Source organism: Arthrobacter sp. FW306-1B-F12A, assembly GCF_058781865.1.
Genome location: NZ_JBYSXD010000028.1, coordinates 17,462 through 32,683, shown reverse-complemented (window position 1 = coordinate 32,683; position 15,222 = coordinate 17,462). Strand labels below are relative to the sequence as shown.

The 15,222-nt window shown below is 61.8% G+C and carries 13 protein-coding genes and 1 pseudogene; 9 read left to right on the top strand and 5 right to left on the bottom strand.

Going from position 1 to position 15,222, the window contains the following annotated elements:
- Positions 1 to 59: 59 nt before the first annotated feature.
- From AC3WJU_RS14215 to AC3WJU_RS14200, 4 genes are all read right to left on the bottom strand, one after another.
- The gene (locus tag AC3WJU_RS14215) at positions 60 to 1,694 is read right to left on the bottom strand and encodes an aldehyde dehydrogenase (NADP(+)) (RefSeq protein WP_492260153.1); all 1,635 of its coding nucleotides are present in this window, start codon (positions 1,692 to 1,694) and stop codon (positions 60 to 62) included.
- A gap of 143 nt (positions 1,695 to 1,837) precedes the next feature.
- The gene (locus tag AC3WJU_RS14210) at positions 1,838 to 1,969 is read right to left on the bottom strand and encodes a hypothetical protein (protein ID WP_492260152.1); all 132 of its coding nucleotides are present in this window, start codon (positions 1,967 to 1,969) and stop codon (positions 1,838 to 1,840) included.
- A gap of 13 nt (positions 1,970 to 1,982) precedes the next feature.
- Positions 1,983 to 3,314, bottom strand: a complete 1,332-nt coding sequence (locus tag AC3WJU_RS14205; RefSeq protein WP_492260151.1) for an MFS transporter — start codon at positions 3,312 to 3,314, stop codon at positions 1,983 to 1,985.
- 50 nt (positions 3,315 to 3,364) lie between these two features.
- Positions 3,365 to 4,144: an enoyl-CoA hydratase/isomerase family protein gene (locus AC3WJU_RS14200; protein WP_492260150.1), complete on the bottom strand. Its 780-nt coding sequence runs from the start codon at positions 4,142 to 4,144 to the stop codon at positions 3,365 to 3,367.
- A gap of 202 nt (positions 4,145 to 4,346) precedes the next feature.
- On the opposite strand from AC3WJU_RS14200, the gene AC3WJU_RS14195 reads away from it, so the two are divergent.
- Both AC3WJU_RS14195 and AC3WJU_RS14190 read left to right on the top strand, forming a co-directional pair.
- Positions 4,347 to 5,312, top strand: a complete 966-nt coding sequence (locus AC3WJU_RS14195; RefSeq protein WP_492260149.1) for a hypothetical protein — start codon at positions 4,347 to 4,349, stop codon at positions 5,310 to 5,312.
- 136 nt (positions 5,313 to 5,448) lie between these two features.
- The gene (locus tag AC3WJU_RS14190; protein ID WP_492260148.1) at positions 5,449 to 5,586 is read left to right on the top strand and encodes a hypothetical protein; all 138 of its coding nucleotides are present in this window, start codon (positions 5,449 to 5,451) and stop codon (positions 5,584 to 5,586) included.
- Between the two features lie 387 nt (positions 5,587 to 5,973).
- On the opposite strand, the gene AC3WJU_RS14185 is transcribed toward AC3WJU_RS14190, so the two are convergent.
- A complete protein-coding gene (locus AC3WJU_RS14185; RefSeq protein WP_492260147.1) occupies positions 5,974 to 6,822 on the bottom strand; it encodes an IclR family transcriptional regulator in 849 nt (282 codons plus the stop codon).
- A 106-nt stretch (positions 6,823 to 6,928) separates the two neighbouring features.
- Between AC3WJU_RS14185 and AC3WJU_RS14180 the strand changes: the two genes are divergently transcribed.
- From AC3WJU_RS14180 to AC3WJU_RS14150, 7 genes and pseudogenes are all read left to right on the top strand, one after another.
- Positions 6,929 to 8,083 carry a hypothetical protein gene (locus AC3WJU_RS14180; RefSeq protein WP_492260146.1) on the top strand — a complete coding sequence of 385 codons (1,155 nt, stop codon included), beginning with the start codon at positions 6,929 to 6,931 and terminating at the stop codon, positions 8,081 to 8,083.
- Between the two features lie 574 nt (positions 8,084 to 8,657).
- Entirely contained in the window at positions 8,658 to 9,857 is a 1,200-nt protein-coding gene (locus AC3WJU_RS14175) for a CaiB/BaiF CoA transferase family protein (RefSeq protein ID WP_492260145.1), read from the top strand.
- 46 nt (positions 9,858 to 9,903) lie between these two features.
- Positions 9,904 to 10,680 (top strand): enoyl-CoA hydratase/isomerase family protein, encoded by a 777-nt coding sequence (locus AC3WJU_RS14170; protein ID WP_492260144.1) that lies wholly within the window; start codon positions 9,904 to 9,906, stop codon positions 10,678 to 10,680.
- Between the two features lie 726 nt (positions 10,681 to 11,406).
- Positions 11,407 to 11,481: pseudogene (locus AC3WJU_RS14165) on the top strand (ATP-binding protein); the annotation flags it as partial.
- A gap of 496 nt (positions 11,482 to 11,977) precedes the next feature.
- Positions 11,978 to 12,265: a hypothetical protein gene (locus AC3WJU_RS14160; RefSeq protein ID WP_078108165.1), complete on the top strand. Its 288-nt coding sequence runs from the start codon at positions 11,978 to 11,980 to the stop codon at positions 12,263 to 12,265.
- 12 nt (positions 12,266 to 12,277) lie between these two features.
- Positions 12,278 to 13,630, top strand: coding sequence for a type IV secretion system protein (locus tag AC3WJU_RS14155; RefSeq protein WP_492260143.1), 1,353 nt, complete (start codon positions 12,278 to 12,280; stop codon positions 13,628 to 13,630).
- Positions 13,631 to 13,644: 14 nt separating this feature from the next.
- The gene (locus AC3WJU_RS14150; RefSeq protein WP_492260142.1) at positions 13,645 to 15,153 is read left to right on the top strand and encodes an SCO6880 family protein; all 1,509 of its coding nucleotides are present in this window, start codon (positions 13,645 to 13,647) and stop codon (positions 15,151 to 15,153) included.
- Positions 15,154 to 15,222: the final 69 nt, after the last annotated feature.

Here is a 15,222-nt window from a genome sequence, read left to right as displayed (position 1 = left end):
TCTTAAGGTGAAACCGGCTCCACGCCGCGGGAGTCCAGTACGGCGCGGAGCTGGTCGGTCTATACGTGAACTTCCGTTTGTCCGTTTTCGGACCGGTTGGAGGCCCCTGTTTCGGGCGGCAGCTCTGGGGGATTACGGGCAACCCGGCGAAGGGGTTTATGAGGTCCTACTATCCTTTTGATTCTTGGAAGGTTCAGCTGCCCGTCGATTCGGGTGGGGACGAGGATTTCGCCGTCCTTTAGTTCGTCCGGAAGTACGTATGTGGGGGCGTCCTGGTATGTGACTGGGCGAAGGAACCGGCGGACCGCTGTTGCGCCGACGGAGGTGTGGAAGGAGTTGGTGGATGGCCAGGGCCCGCCGTGGGTTTGGGCCCAGCTGACGCTGACGCCTGTGGGGTAGCCGTTGTAGATGATCCGTCCTGCCCGGGCACGGCCGAGCTCGGTGAGCCGCTGCGCCAGGTTTGAATCGTCTTTGCCCAGGTGGATGGTCAGGGTCAATGAGTCTTCAATCATCGAAAGCGCCGCTTCCAGCTCTGACAGGGTGTTATAGCGGACGATGATGGATGAGGGACCGAAGCATTCCTCAACGATCTCTGCACGCAGCCGGGATGCGTCGATGCTGTAGATGGCCGGAGTAACGTGGAATCCACCTTCGGTTGGGGTCTTCCCGACGGCTATCCGCTCCACGTCATCATGGTCATCCAGCGCGTCCGTGATGGCTGCGTAACTCTCGAAAATTCGGCGGTTGAGCAGTGGTGAGACGGTGGTCGATGCCAGTTCGTTCGTGAGGCTGGAAACGAGAATGTCTCCTTCGTGGCCGTGCGGGACGAAGACGACGCCCGGCTTGGTGCACAGCTGCCCGGCGGAGGTAGTTATTGAGGCTGCAAGGTCGGCACCGATAGTCGCGCCCCGTTCTGCCGCGGCGTTCGGGGTGATGATTAGGGGGTTGAGGCTGCTGAGTTCGCCGTAGAAGGGGATGGGTTGTGGCCGTCGGCTGATGGCTTCCATGAGCGCGTTTCCGCCCCCTAGAGAACCAGTAAACCCGACTGCCTGGATAAGGGGGTGGCTGACCAGTGCCGTTCCTGCCTTTTGACCGAAGACGATGCCGAGGGTTCCCTCCGGCGCGCCGTAGTTGGTTGCCGCCGCGGTCATGATGTCGTAAGAGATCTTGGACGTTCGGGGGTGGGAACTGTGCGCCTTGAGGACGACAGGGCAGCCTGTTGCGAGAGCTGAGGCGGTGTCGCCGCCGATGACGGAGAAGGCGAAGGGGAAGTTGCTTGATCCGAACACGGCCACGGGACCGATGGGCTGGAGAATGCGGCGCAGGTCCGGACGCCACCCCATCGGGTTGTCATCGGCTGTGTCGATGGTCGCTTCGAGGTAGCTGCCCTCGAGCAGGACCTCGGCGAAGAACCTCATCTGGTAGCTGGCCCTGTTGAGTTCCCCGGTGAGGCGGGCGGGGCCGATCCCGGTTTCCTCATCTGCGGTCTTGATGAGCTCTTCGGCGTTGAGGTCAAGGCTGTCCGCGATGACTTGAAGAAGCCCGGCTCGTCCTGCCCTGCCGATGCCCTCCAAGTATGCGAAGGCTTTCCCTGCGCTTTGGATGATGCGGTCCACGTCTGCGAGGGAGGTTTCTTCAGTTACCGGGTCGAGGGCTGTGCCCGTGTAGGGGTTGGTGCCTGCGATGGTGGTCATGGTTTTGGAATCCTTGGCGCTGTGAGGGATGAATTGATGGGGGAACGGTGCAGGCTGTGGCGGTCCGAATGCCGTCCTACTGAGCGTGGCTCTGACGAGAGGTGCGCAGCAGATAAGTTTCCTGAAGGCTCCGGGTCCTTGTTCTAGGCGGTGGTGAGCGGCGTGCGGTTGTCTTTCGATGGCCTGCTGTCCGTCGCTGCGACCAGGGACAGGTAATCCCTGGCGTAGGCCGAGTAGGCGGCTGCCGCAAGACGCCACAGCGATCCGAAGCTCATGCCTTTGGATCTCTTAGTCTGCAACGTGTACGTGGCCGCGCTTCTTGGCTGCCAGGTACACGAGAACGCTGAGAAGGCTGATCACGGCTCCGTAGACGGGGAATGCCCACAGGATCTTCTGCTGCTGCAGCCATACGAGCAGGTATGAGGAGGTGCCGCCGAAGATTGACACGCCCAGTGCGTAGCCGGCGGCGACACCGGTGGTGCGGATGTTGCGGGGCATCAGGGTGGAGGCGATGTAGTTGTACATGCTCATGTTGGCGCCGACTACGAGGCCGCCGAGGAGGACGACGAGGGCGAAGACTCCGATGCCGGGCTGGGAGTAGAGCAGGATGGTGAAGAGTGCGGGGATGAGCAGCAGGCGCGTGATGGTGAAGGCGCGTGAGGGGCGGACGCGGTCAGCGAAGCGGCCAATCCACGGTCCCATGATGACCCAGAGGACGCCCATACCGGTGATGATGCCGAAGACGGCGGTGGGGTTTTCCTTGTGGACCGAGTTCGCCAGGTTGGGCAGTGCGGTGTTCCAGGCGTAGTTTGCGATCTGGACGGCGCCGATGACGAGGATGACGGTCAGGAGGGCCAGGCGGGACTTCCACAGGGCCTTCCAGAGGCTGCCGGCGCTGGTGTGGATCTGCTCGGTTTCATCCCTCTTCTTGTGTTCCATGGCAGCGTTGATGAGCGTTTCGGGAAGTTCCCGGCGCAGGATGATGACAAAGACACCCATGAGACCGCCGACGAGGAACGGTATGCGCCAGCCCCATTCCGCCATGGAGGAACCGGGCATGGAGGCGCTGACGAAGAACGCTATAAGGCTTGCACCGAAGACGCCGGCCTGGATGAAGGAACCACCGATAAGGCCCAGGTAGCGGCCCTGTTGCCCTTCGGGGGCAAGCTCGATGGCGATGGCGTTGGCGACGCCGGCTTCGGCGCCGGTTGCCAGGCCCTGCATGAGGCGTATCACCAGCAGAATGACGCCGGCGATCGTTCCGATCTGGTTATTTGTTGGCAGCGCGGCGATGAGGAACGATCCAACCGCCATGGCCGACACTGAGAGCATCATGATCTTCTTGTGGCTGTAGCGGTCGGCGATGGGGCCGAGGATCGCCGCGCCGAGCGGGCGGGCGATGAAGCCTGCGCCGAAGACCGCCAGGGCGGTCAGGGTGGAGCTGACAGGGTCGTTCGAGGGGAAGAAGTGCGGGGCCAGGAAGGCAGCCATGAAGCCGTAGACGCTCCAGTCGTACCATTCCAGCAGGACTCCGCCGCCCAGACCCGCGGTCATCTTCTTCGTGGCCACGGGCCGCGTTGGGGTACGCTCTGCCTCATTGCCGAGCTGTATTGCTTCCATTTTGTGTTGCTCCTCGTTATGTGCTGGTGGAAAGTTCATGTGTGAGTTGCCTACTTACCGGAAAATCGGGCCGTACCAGATGATTTGGTCAGGAAGTGGTCCATACCGATGGTTTTGTCCTCGGATTGGAACAGGACGGCGAAGAGCTCGCGCTCCAGGGCAAGGGCCGATTCGATCGGCAGGTCCAGGCCGGCGTCCACTGCCTGCTTGATGGTTTTCAGTGCCAGCGCCGGGCCTTCGGTGAACTGCGAAGCCCACTCGATGGCCTGTTGCAGCACTTCGCCTGCCGGTACGACTTTGTCGACGAGGCCAATCCGGTAGGCCTCGTCTGCCGAGATTTGCCGGCCGGTCAGCATTAGGTCTTTGGCTTTTGCAGGGCCGACGAGCCGTGCCAGGCGTTGGGTTGCTCCTGACCCGGGCATGATTCCCAGCCGGATTTCGGGTTGTCCGAAAATTGCGTCATGTGCCGCGTAGCGGACGTCGGCGCACAGTGCGAGTTCGCCTCCGCCGCCCAGGGCGTAGCCAGTCACTGCGGCAATGAGCGGCTTGGTCAGGTTGGCCAGGTCGTTGAATCCGTGTTGCAGTCCTGAGTGCCGTTCCAGGAGTTCCGCTGGTTCCATGCGTGACATTTCTTTGACGTCTGCTCCGGCGGCGAAGATTTTGTCTCCGCCGTAGATGACCGCGCTGCGCACTGCCGGGTTTGCCTCGATTTCCTGAGCCGCCAACGCGAGTTCGTCTTGTGCGGCGAGGTTGAGGATGTTCAGCGGTGGCCGGTTCAGCCTGATCACAGCCACTGCGCCGTGGAGCTCAACGTTTACGAACTCACCCATGGAATCAATGTCTCCGTTTTGTCTAATATTTCAGACGTGTTCTGAGATATAAGACCATGTTTACATGTGATGGAGCGCACGTCAACACACCAATTCGCAACCATGCCCCCTTGACCGGCTGTCGCGAGGCGGGCTACTCTTGTTTGAGATGCCAGACAGTGTCTGATATTTCGACAACAAGTTTTAGTGAAAGAGGTTTTCCATGGAAAAGGCACATGAGGCAGGGGCGTACTCTCCCGGGGACAAGGCACTTTCCGCTCTTGGGTACAGCTCACCCGCAGCCAGCCTGCCTTCATCCACGAAGTCCTTTCCCGACGGGGGGAAATGGCGGGTGGAAATTCCTTCGGTTGAAGGACCGGAGTCCGTGCGGCTGGCGCTGGAAGAAGCCCAGCGCCTGGGAGTACCCGTCCACCGGGTGTCCCAAGGGTCCGGGGTGACGATGCTTACGGATGGTGAAATCATTGAGATGGTCAAGCTGTGTCAGGACAGCGACGTGGAGTTGTGCCTCTTTGTCCGTCCCGGTGCCAACTGGGATGTTGGCGGCGCGGCTTCGAGCGTTGCCGGCTCGGTTGCCGCCCGTTCCCGTGGGTTGACTCAGCTCGGTGCAGGCGTGGCCGAGGTGGTAAGGGGTGCGGCGCTGGGTGTCCGCAGCTTCCTGGTGTCCGATGAAGGTCTGCTGTGGACGCTTAATGGCCTTCGCGAGAGCGGGGACCTCCCGGCGGATGTCCAGTTCAAGACATCCATTATGTCCGCGCCGGCCAATCCTGCGGCTTTCCGCGTAAACGAGCTCCTGGGAGCGGACACGATTAACGTGCCGTCCGACCTGTCGGTGACGCAGCTCGCGGAAATCCGGTCCTCCAGCGACGCTGCCGTGGACTTCTACATCGAGGCCCCGGACAATATCGGGGGCTTTGTCCGTCACCATGAGATCTTCGAGATTATCCGGGTAGCGGCTCCGGTCTACGTTAAGTTCGGACTGCGGAACGCGCCGGACGTCTATCCCGCCGGCGCGCAGTTGGCTCCGACGGTTCTCGCATCGACACGCGAACGTGTCCGGCGGGCCCGCCTAGGCTTGGATGAGCTGGGCCGGGCTCCCTACAGCTTGCCGATGTCCCCTGTTGGCCGTCGGGACCAGCCCGCCCTTAAACGGTTCACTGCCCCTGCCTAGGCTTCGGCATTCCAGTTCCGATGACCCAGGCTCCCCTCAGCCGGCTGTGTGGCCACCGTCGCCTTCTGTTGTATCCCGGCCCGGCTGGAGCCCTGGCAGGGGCATGCGCAATAGCTGCCCCTGCCAGGAATCACCGATGAAGAAGAAAGACCGCACGTTGACCATCCCCCTGCACGCGGAACGTGAACGAGGCGTCTCAACGGACGCAGCCATGAGGGCAGCCGGGGATTGCGATGCCGAATGTTTTTACTGCAACAGCCCTGAGGCCGACTAGGGTCTCGAATCAGGCGTGCTGACACCAGGTGGCGTTCGGCGGTAGCCGGGACGACCATCGGATCCTCCGGGCATGCACGGGCCGTCGCTCGACAAACAGAACTCGCTTTATCAAGCGGTGGGAGACGTAGTTGCACTCCCCGGCCTGCGAGTTCGAGGACAGCGGCCCTGCAGGCAAGTCCTCCGGCGCTCAGCTTAGTCATCGTCACTCAAGAGTCGCAGGGCCTGATCCAGGGCCGAGGCCGCGGGAACCCCTCGTCGGGTTACTGAGCCACGGTAGGGGAGGGGCGCCTGTGATGAAGGTGCAGCTCTTCGCGGTGACCAGCGTGGGGACCCGGTGCTTCCTGCCAGCTATTCTGCCGCCGACGGTCCACGCAATGCGGACTGGCTAGCGCAGGGGTGAACCGAGGCTGGTTGAAAGCTCGCGCGCACCCTGCAATACCAGGTTGATGTATTCAGATTTCTTCTTTTCGTCCATGCGTAAGGTGGGGACGGAAATACTGATGGCTGAAATACAGTTTCCGGAGCGGTCAAAGACGGGCGCAGCAACACATGCCGCATTCTCGTTCGATTCGCCGTTCTCTTCCGCCCATCCACGCTCACGCGTAAGGGCCAGCTCCTTGAACAGCCGTTCCCTGGTGCTGATGCTGTTGGCGGTCATCGGGACCAGCGACGCATCATCGGGAAAGAGCGCATCAATTTCATCATCGGGAAGGGCGGCCAGGAGAGCCTTGCCGACGGCGGTGCAGTATGCCGGCAGACGCCTACCCACTTCGGACACCAGGCGGATGGAGTGCGTGCTGTCGACCTTGACCAGGTACACCACATGCTGGCCCTCACGGACCACGATCTGCACGGTTTCACCGCATTTTGCAGCAATCTTGCGCGCCGTTTCCCGCCCCACTGCCGCCAGATCCAGCTCACGCTCGTACGCCCCGCCCAACTGAAAGGCCCGAACCCCGAGTACAAAACGACCAGGCACGTCAGGCTTCGCCTGCAGATAACCCCTCTCTACGAGGGCTCCCACCAGCTCATGCACGCTGGCCCTGGGAATGCCCAACCGTTCCGTCATCTCCGGCACCTTCAGCCCGTCATTGGAGTCGAGAAACAGCTCGAGGATGTCGAGGCCACGTCGCAGGGCCGGCGCCGTCACCCGACCATTCGACCCATTCTTCACAGCAGTAGAAGCGGAACTCGGGGTGGACGATGCCGGCTCGGGAACAGTAGAGTTGTACATATAAGACATTGTCTGGCATATCAGACGAAAAGGCAACATTCAGCGGTTTCCGCTGATCAGCACTGGCCGTTCAAGGTCCAGGCTGGCCGACTGACAAAGGAGTTACATGTCGTCCCTACAGTTTAAAGATGCCCAGCGCAGGATGCTTTCAAGAATCCTTGCCACGAAGGATGTCATCCCGGAAGGACTCCCGCATTGGGCCGATCCGGAGACGGGTCGGTGGACCCTGACTCCCGACGGAGACTGGACCGGTGGCGCCTACGTCGGACAACTGTGGCTTGCCCGCACGCTAGATCCCTCCTCCTGCAGACTGGAGGAAATCCACCAGGCCATGGACAGGATGGCTCCCCGAACCGAAAAGAAGACCGCATTCAAGGGATTTGGCTTCTACTATGGCGCTGCCCTTGGCCATATCCTGTTTCAGGACGCGGCTGCCCGCGAGATGGCCCTCAAGGCGGCCCACTCGCTTGCCGGCATGTTCGACGAACGCTTAGGACTCATTCCCTTGGGTCAGGAAGCCGAGGAAGCCTCAGACACCGGATCGGCAGAGAGCAGCATCGACTCCCTCCAGGCCAGCGGACTGCTCTTCTGGGCGGCCTCGGAACTGTCCGATGCCCGCCTTGAGGACGTCGCCGTCCGCCACACGGCCCAAGTACTGCAAAACCACGTCCACGAGGACGGAAGCGCCATCCAGTCCTCAACTCTGGACCCGGAAACGGGCGAGGTGATCAGGACACACACGCACAAGGGATACAGCGACACGAGCATTTGGGGAAGGGCCCAGGGGTGGGCCATGATCTACAGCGCCCAGGCCGCCGTCGCCCGGCCTGACGAACCGCTGTGGCTCGAATACGCCACCCGGACTGCTGACTGGTGGATCGCAAATGTCCCCGCGGACAAAGTCGCATTCTGGGACTTCAACGACCCTGCCATACCCGACACGAGCGGGGACACCGCCGCAACGGCCATGGCCACGGCGGCGCTCCTCAAACTAAGTTATGCCCTCGGAGACAGCGAGCAAGCCGGCGCCTACGAATCCTTCGCGCGGGAAACCGCGTCCGCCCTGGTTAACCAATACCTCACCCCCTGCCGCCCTGACGATGAACGGCCGGTCGGCATCCTCACCGGGGGTTGTTTCACGCGCAAGAGCATCGTAAGAAGTGTCGACGCGGCAACGGACGTCGAGCTCATTTTTGGCAGCTATTACCTGTTCGAGGCTCTTGCGATACTTGCCGGATCCCTTCCCTCCGGCCGCATCTAACCCTCGAGGCGCAGCCGCAGAAGGAAATGAACCCCGTCGGACCACAGGTCCTACACGCGGTCCGGGTTCAGTGGTTCTTCTGCGGCTGCGGCCGATGACCAGAAGGGCTGGCATGCCCCGGGCGGATCCTGCAGTGATCCGCCGACGGCGCCTGACTGGGGGTGACCGCGCAAAGGCATCAGAATAAGCCCACATGGCATGCGGTCACGCCCTCCAATGCGGGACGGAGGTTTCAGGCAGCCCCAATTGCAGGCCCATCAAGCCCGGCCGATTCACGAAACGTGCCTGGGAACGCGACTACCGGGCGAATCGCATCCATGACGAAGCGCGGGACTATGCGGCCGCCGGATCCGTCCGTGAAATTGGATGGCTGGCTCCGGCGCCGCAAGCAGCCCATGGGCTTACCTTCCCGGTTCGCAGCCAGGCGAACATTCAACAGCTCTCACATGCGGTGCCGCCTCAATGTTCAGTCAGCGTCCCCCTTGACCCTCGAGGGGGACGTAGATACTCTGGATGATATTACAGACGTTGTCTGGTATATCGACAACCCTCTCGCTTGAATGAAGGATTTGAAATGGAAAACGGTAAGGAAGCCGCTGGACATCGCGCAGGCCCCCTCAGCAAAGTACGCGTCTTGGAGATGGGCCAGATATTGGCAGCTCCATACTGTGGCCGCCTGCTCGCAGATGCGGGCGCGGATGTGGTCAAAATCGAGTCCCCGGCGGGCGACCCTTCCCGATACCTTCCGGCCATCCTGAGCGAGGAACACAGCGGCTACTTCATGTGGCTGAACTGCGGCAAGAAAAGCGTGGTGGCCGACCTTCGCACCCCGGAAGGCATCGCCATGGTGCGCGACCTGGCCTCCAAGGCCGACGTACTCGTGGAGAACATGCGCCCTGGAACTCTCGCCGCAAAGGGACTGGGATATGAAAGTCTGCGGGAGGTGAACCCGGGCCTGGTGATGTGTTCCGTCTCGGCGTTCGGGCAGACGGGGATCTTCGCCAAGCGGGCCGGTCAAGGCATCATCGCCGAAGGTTGGGCCGGCGCCATCGATATGAACGGCTACGCGGACCAACCCCCCGTGCCGGTCGGTATCGCGCTGGCTGATGTGTCGGCAGGCCTCCATGCCTACAGCGGGATTCTTACCGCACTCTACCGACGTGACACCGTCGATGGGATAGGCGACTACATCGACGTTTCCCTCTTCGACTCCACGTTGCCGTTCCATGAAACTGCACTGCAGGAGGTGGAGTTCGGTGGCGAGGACGTACGGCCCACCCGCAACGGACTTGAACACCGGGCAGTCATTCCCTACGGCGTCTACGCGGCGCCTGACTCATACATTGTCGTGGCCGCTACCAGCGAAGCGCTGTGGCAGCGGCTGGACAACCTGATCTCCAGCAAGCTCGGCCCAAGCGCGGTAGACCTCAGCAGCAACGAAAAACGAATTGCTCATAAGGATGTGGTTCGGGCACGCATTGAAGGCTGGGCCACCCGGCTGGGTTCACGGGACGCCGCGCTCGAGGCACTCAACGAAGCGGGCGTGCCGTCCGGCCCCATCGAAGAAGTAAAAGACGTCGCGAACGGTGCACTTGCCCGCTCACGCAACTCCTTCGTCACCATCCCCGATCCCGTCCGCGGACAGGTATCAGTCCTCAACACGCCCTACCGGTCGACAAACGGCAACGTAGGACCCAAGGGGCCTGCCCCACGCCTGGGTGAACACAGCGCCGCCGACATCTGGCACGACGCTCTCACTAAGACATCCGCGTGAAGGCCGCCAGGCAGGCAGTGACCAAACCCATGAAAGGACTCTCGAAATGACCGGCTCCGAGCATGAGACACTGACGGTACGCCGCCACAAGGACGTCCTGGTCGTGTCACTGAACCGCCCGCACGTCCGAAACGCTATGCGGATCGAAGACAAGCGCGCACTCACCACCGTCATTGCCGAAGCCAGCGGAGTCGGCGCCATCGTCCTCACCGGAGCCGGGGAGAAGGCCTTTTGCGCGGGATCAGACCTCAAAGAGATGTCAGCCCTGAGCACCGAGGAATACCTCGAGATGCAGTACGCGGAAAACGCGATGTACGAAGCCATCATGCGTAGCCGGGTGCCCGTGGTAGCAGCAATACACGGCTGGGCCCTGGGAACAGGATGCGTCCTGGCCGCAGCATGTGACTTCGTCATCGCCGATCCCACCGCAGTGTTCGGCCAGCCTGAAGTCCTCAACGGAGCACCGACTCCGCTGCACGGGGCACTGCTCCCAGGAATCATCGGACTGAACCGTGCCCGCCGGATGGTCCTTACCGGCCAAACTGTGAACGCGGACCTCGCCGAGCAATGGGGCCTCGTTCATTCCATCGCCGCCCAAGGCAAAGCACTCGAAGAAGCAATTACGTTCGCCCAGGAACTGGCCGACTCAACCCACCCCAGTTCCATGGCCCTTCAAAAGCGAATAGTCGAGTCCTGGATCCGATACCCGTTCGATGCGGCCGTCAACGGCAGCATGTACATGTCCGCCAGCGCCTACGGATCGGGCTACCCGCAATCTGCCGCCGAGCGGATAAAGGGACGCAAACTGAAACAGGCTGAATGACCAGGCGGCCACCAGCTCGCCGACGTCTTCGTGCACCAACGGGGGACGGCGTATCCAGGAACGTGGCAGGCACCCCGCCAACACGGCCCACTCCCTGCCTGGGGTCATCGCACGTGAGGATGTGTCCCGCGAATGCTGCAGGGGCATGGATCGGTGATGAGGCGACCAGAAGCAGATCGTCAGTGGGCCGTGGGGGGTGGCTTGGGCTATGCCATTCCAGAAGTCTTCGATCTTAACCAGGTCTTCACTCTGAACGAGGATTTGGTCCCGGAAGTGATCCGCTGCCAGAAGTGTCCTGTAGTCGGCCGCACCAGCAGCGGCCGTCCTTGTGCTCATGGATGACGAGGACCCGTTCGTCTCCGAGCAGGATGATGTCTTCATAGCTGAGCATGGCTCCAGTGCAACAGCAGGGACCGGCCCGGCGGTAGGGGAGTCTTGGTCTATGCGGAAAACCGCAGGTAACGGCGTCGGAGCGCTCTGCCCGTGAGCCTCCTGTAATCACCACTGAAATCCGTACGGCGGCGAACCAGGGACGAGCCTCCAGTTCCAGGAACCTGCGCGGATGCACCACCAACTCTTTCCTTCATCCCCTACGGTGTGCTTGGCCGGCGTGTGCCCTCGAAACTCGACAGTTAGTGAACATGTGTTAATCGCAGTGAGATGGGCCTGTCTGTGCTGATTTAGCAGGGATCTTTTCTCCTCGAATTTGAGCACACCAACACAACGCTGCGCGGACCCCCGGGTGCCGGCAAGACCATGCTTGCAGGGCGGCTCCCGGGGCTCTTGCAGGATCTCGGCGACTAGGAAGCCCCGGAAGTGACAGCGGTCCCCTCACTCTCGGGCGTCCAGGTTGACAAGGTGCAGCTGCACAGGGGCCAGACGAATTGGATAAGTCTGTTTGCTGAACCGGGCGATCATTCGATACCACGAGCCGCATAACGTAACATGCCGAGACAGGCTAGGCGGCGAGGATCGGGACATTCGAGGTCAGCACGAAACGAAACATTCCCCCGGACAAGACTGCTCGGGGGAATTCGTAGTCACTGTCGGGGGTAATGCTCAAACCTCCGCTGCAATCATGGGACCTCGACCGCAACGCCTGCCACCGATCTGATCAATAACGCAAACGGCTCCGGGGAAATCGGCGAGCTGCCGCTGCTTGTAAGCGCATAGACGTCGCTTTCATCTATAGGAGCGCTAAAGCTAGGTGACGGTCATGTCGCTCGAGCCTTCCGCCTCCATGAAGTCGTGAGCCCATGCAGCTCATTCCTCTGGAAGTCGACGGACGGAGCACTCGATGTTGTTGGCAGCGGTCGATCCTGGGATCACCCCGAATCCTAACTTTCCCTTTCTTGCTTCGCTGAAGGAGATCGGCGGGGGCATCCTCGTTGGTGCCTTCATTGTCATCGCGATAGTCGCGATCGTTGGGGCCGCAATGCTCCTGGCGGGCAAATTGAGCCAGTCGTCGCGGCTGGCCTCCGGCGGTGGCATGATCTTGCTCTGGACCGGGCCGGTGGCCGCGATTCTTGGCGGCATCAACGGCTACATTCTTTGGTCCCAGTCGGCGTTCCCGCTCGGATTCTAGGTCCGATCCGCCATGCCGGTTCAGTGTGACCTGAGTGGATGGTGGCCGCCCGGGTGCGGGCTCGTCTCCCAGGCGAACGATGGTTTCCTCGGAGCCGTCACGGCCCTTTTTGCGAATATTCTCCAGAACATCGCGGCGTGGATCTGGTCGTTCATTACTGGAGCCTTCAGCGTTTCGAACGTTGATGATTCACAGTGGACCGCCGTGCAGGGGCTGACGAATTGGTGGGTGGTCGTCATGATGACGCCGCTCGTCGTGGCCATGATTCTTCAGTTGCTGTCGGGTCTGATCAGCCAACAGCCCCGCCGCTTGGTGAGGGCGCTGGTAGGCGGTGCAGCCGCCATTCCCATGGTGGCGGGAGCAGTTTTCCTAGCTCGCCAGCTCACTCACATCGGTGACGCCGCGTCGCAAGCGATCCTCGACTCCATGGGGACAGATCGCTATGTGGTGTTTATGCGGCTCTTCGGTTTCGAGCGGGCGCCTGCGGGATCCGGCCGGGACTGGAACGTTGTTTCGTTGGCTCCCGGCTCTAGCAGCGGGGCGGCCGGGGCCGTGATCGTCACGGCGATGGCCGTCATTGTTGTCTGGATTTTGGCCTTCATTCTCATGTGCTCGATGATCTTCCGGTCTTTCGCGCTCATCGTGCTTGCCGCCGTCGCGCCAGTTGCCCTCATGCTCATGCCGTGGGAGAAGACGAAATCCTGGGCACGACGGTGGTGCGAGATCGTTGTCGCGCTGCTGCTCGCCAAGCCTCTGGCCGCGACCGTTCTGGCGGTTGCCATCAAGCTCTTCGCCGAGTCGAAGTCGTTCGCCGGACTGGCTGCCGGCGTTGTCGGAATGACCCTGGCGTGCGGCGCTCCTCTGATGGCCTTAAGGCTTGTCAGTTTCGCCGGCGGAGAGCTGGCTGCGGCTGCACAAACTGCCGGCGGCGGTCACGTCCTTTCGCGAACTTCCAGCTTCACTGCAAGGCAGATCAGCCGACAAACGGGTGGCCGATTCACGCTTGCTGGCATGGCTGCCCGTTCGTCGATAACTCGCCCGATCCCGTCGAGCCGTCACCAAGATCCGCTGCAGGTATTGCCACAAAGAGTGCCACGGATGGGGACGCCATCGGACGCTACACCGTCCCGGAGGTCCGGTGGGAAACCCGCAGCAATGCTCGAGGCCGCGCCCCCGGCTCCGGATCGAACCTCCCTCCGGGCGCAAAGTGTCGGCGGGCAGCCGCGATCGAATTCGGAGTCACCGACCACGGGACCGGTTTCCAGCGCCATTGACGATCCACCTCTTCCTTCGGCGCCGCGCCCCTCGTCGGTTCCCAAGACCTCTCCTTCGATAGCGCCAGCGGCGCCTCCAGCGCTCCGCTAGCAAAACGCCGAAAGATGGTGATTCCCGTGTCTGAGAATTCGCGAACCCTCGAGGCCGTCAAGTTTCCCCGGTACGAGCGACGCGGCTTGTTCATGGGCTTGAAGTGGTATCAGTTGCTCCTCCTGGCGTGTGGCGTCCTTGTGGCGAGTGTGGCCTCAGCCGCTAACGGACCGGTCGGATTATTCGCATCAGGACCGATGTGGCTCGGGTTGATGTTGCTCGGATTGCTGCAGTACTCACGGATTCCATACCCGGTATGGGCGGTCCATGCTGTCCTGTTCTTCCATCGGGCGATGGTCAGTCAGACCCGGTTTCTCGTCCGGCCCGAGCGGGGTGTCCTGGCGGGCCGTCTGGCACTCCCGGGCGGATTGGGAAACCTCGAGGTGCGACGGACCTCGAGGGGTGAGTCCTTCATCGTTGACGCGCGCGGCAGGGAGGCCATCGCGGTACTGAGGTGCAGTACGAGGTCTTTTGCGCTCTTGGACACGGACGATAAGGCCTGGGCAGTGCAGGCCTGGTCCCGTGTTCAGGCAGGTATGGCACAGCGCAGCACTGTCGCGAGAATTGCCGTCCAGGACTACACGGTGCCGTATCCGTCGCAGGCGCTGCGTGACTTTTACGAACACACCGCGCCGAATCGGATCGGAGACAAAGGCGAACTGAGCTGGGGTGAGCGTTCGTATGAGGATCTGATTTCTGCAGCTGGGTCGGCGATGAGCCACGATCTGCTTTTGACTCTTGTTGTGGACACGGCCAAGGCCCGAAGGCGGATCAAAGAGTCGGGCGGGGGACTGGTGGGCGTTGAACGCGTGCTTCGACTGGAGGTGGAGGCGATAACCACGGCACTCGGAACACACAACGTCAAGGTCGAGGAGTGGCTCCCGGAAAGCGAAATCCTTAATGTCCTACGCGGTGCCTTCGACCCCGCGGCAGTCGCCGCTCCAGTTCGGCCGCCGGCGCCAGTTGGCGCGCACCCTGAACCCGAAAGTGATTCGGATTCCAAACTGCCGTCGGGGCCTATGGCCGTCGAGGAGCACTGGACCTATGTGCGCACCGATTCCGGTTTTCATCAAACGTTCTGGATCGCTGAGTGGCCGCGGCAGAAGGTCTTTCCGGGCTTTCTGCATCCGCTGATCTACGTGGGCGATTTCCGCCATACGGTGACTGAAGTGATCCGGGCCGTGCCCACAACTGAGGCATTGCGGGATATTCGTTCTGCCCAGGAAGCCCATGAAACCCGGCGTCGGATCAACACAAGGTTCGACAGGCCCCTCACACGTGAGCAAAAGGCAGAAGAAGAGGAAGTGGCCCAGCGGGAGGAAGAGATCGTCGCCGGCCACGGTGACGTGCGGCCGGCTGCATACGTCACGATCACGGCAGCCACGCTCGAGGATCTGGAGAGGCACAGGCAAGAGCTTGAATCGGCGGCTGCAGGGGCGTTCGTTGAATTGCGGTTGCTGGCCGGGCAGCAATGGGCGGCGTTCGTGGCCGGTGCCCTTCCTCTTGGGAGGGGGCTGCGATGAAGCGGACCATCCAAAATGTTCAATACCTTCCGTCGGGCGGCAACCGGCGGGAAAGGAAGGAACGACGCC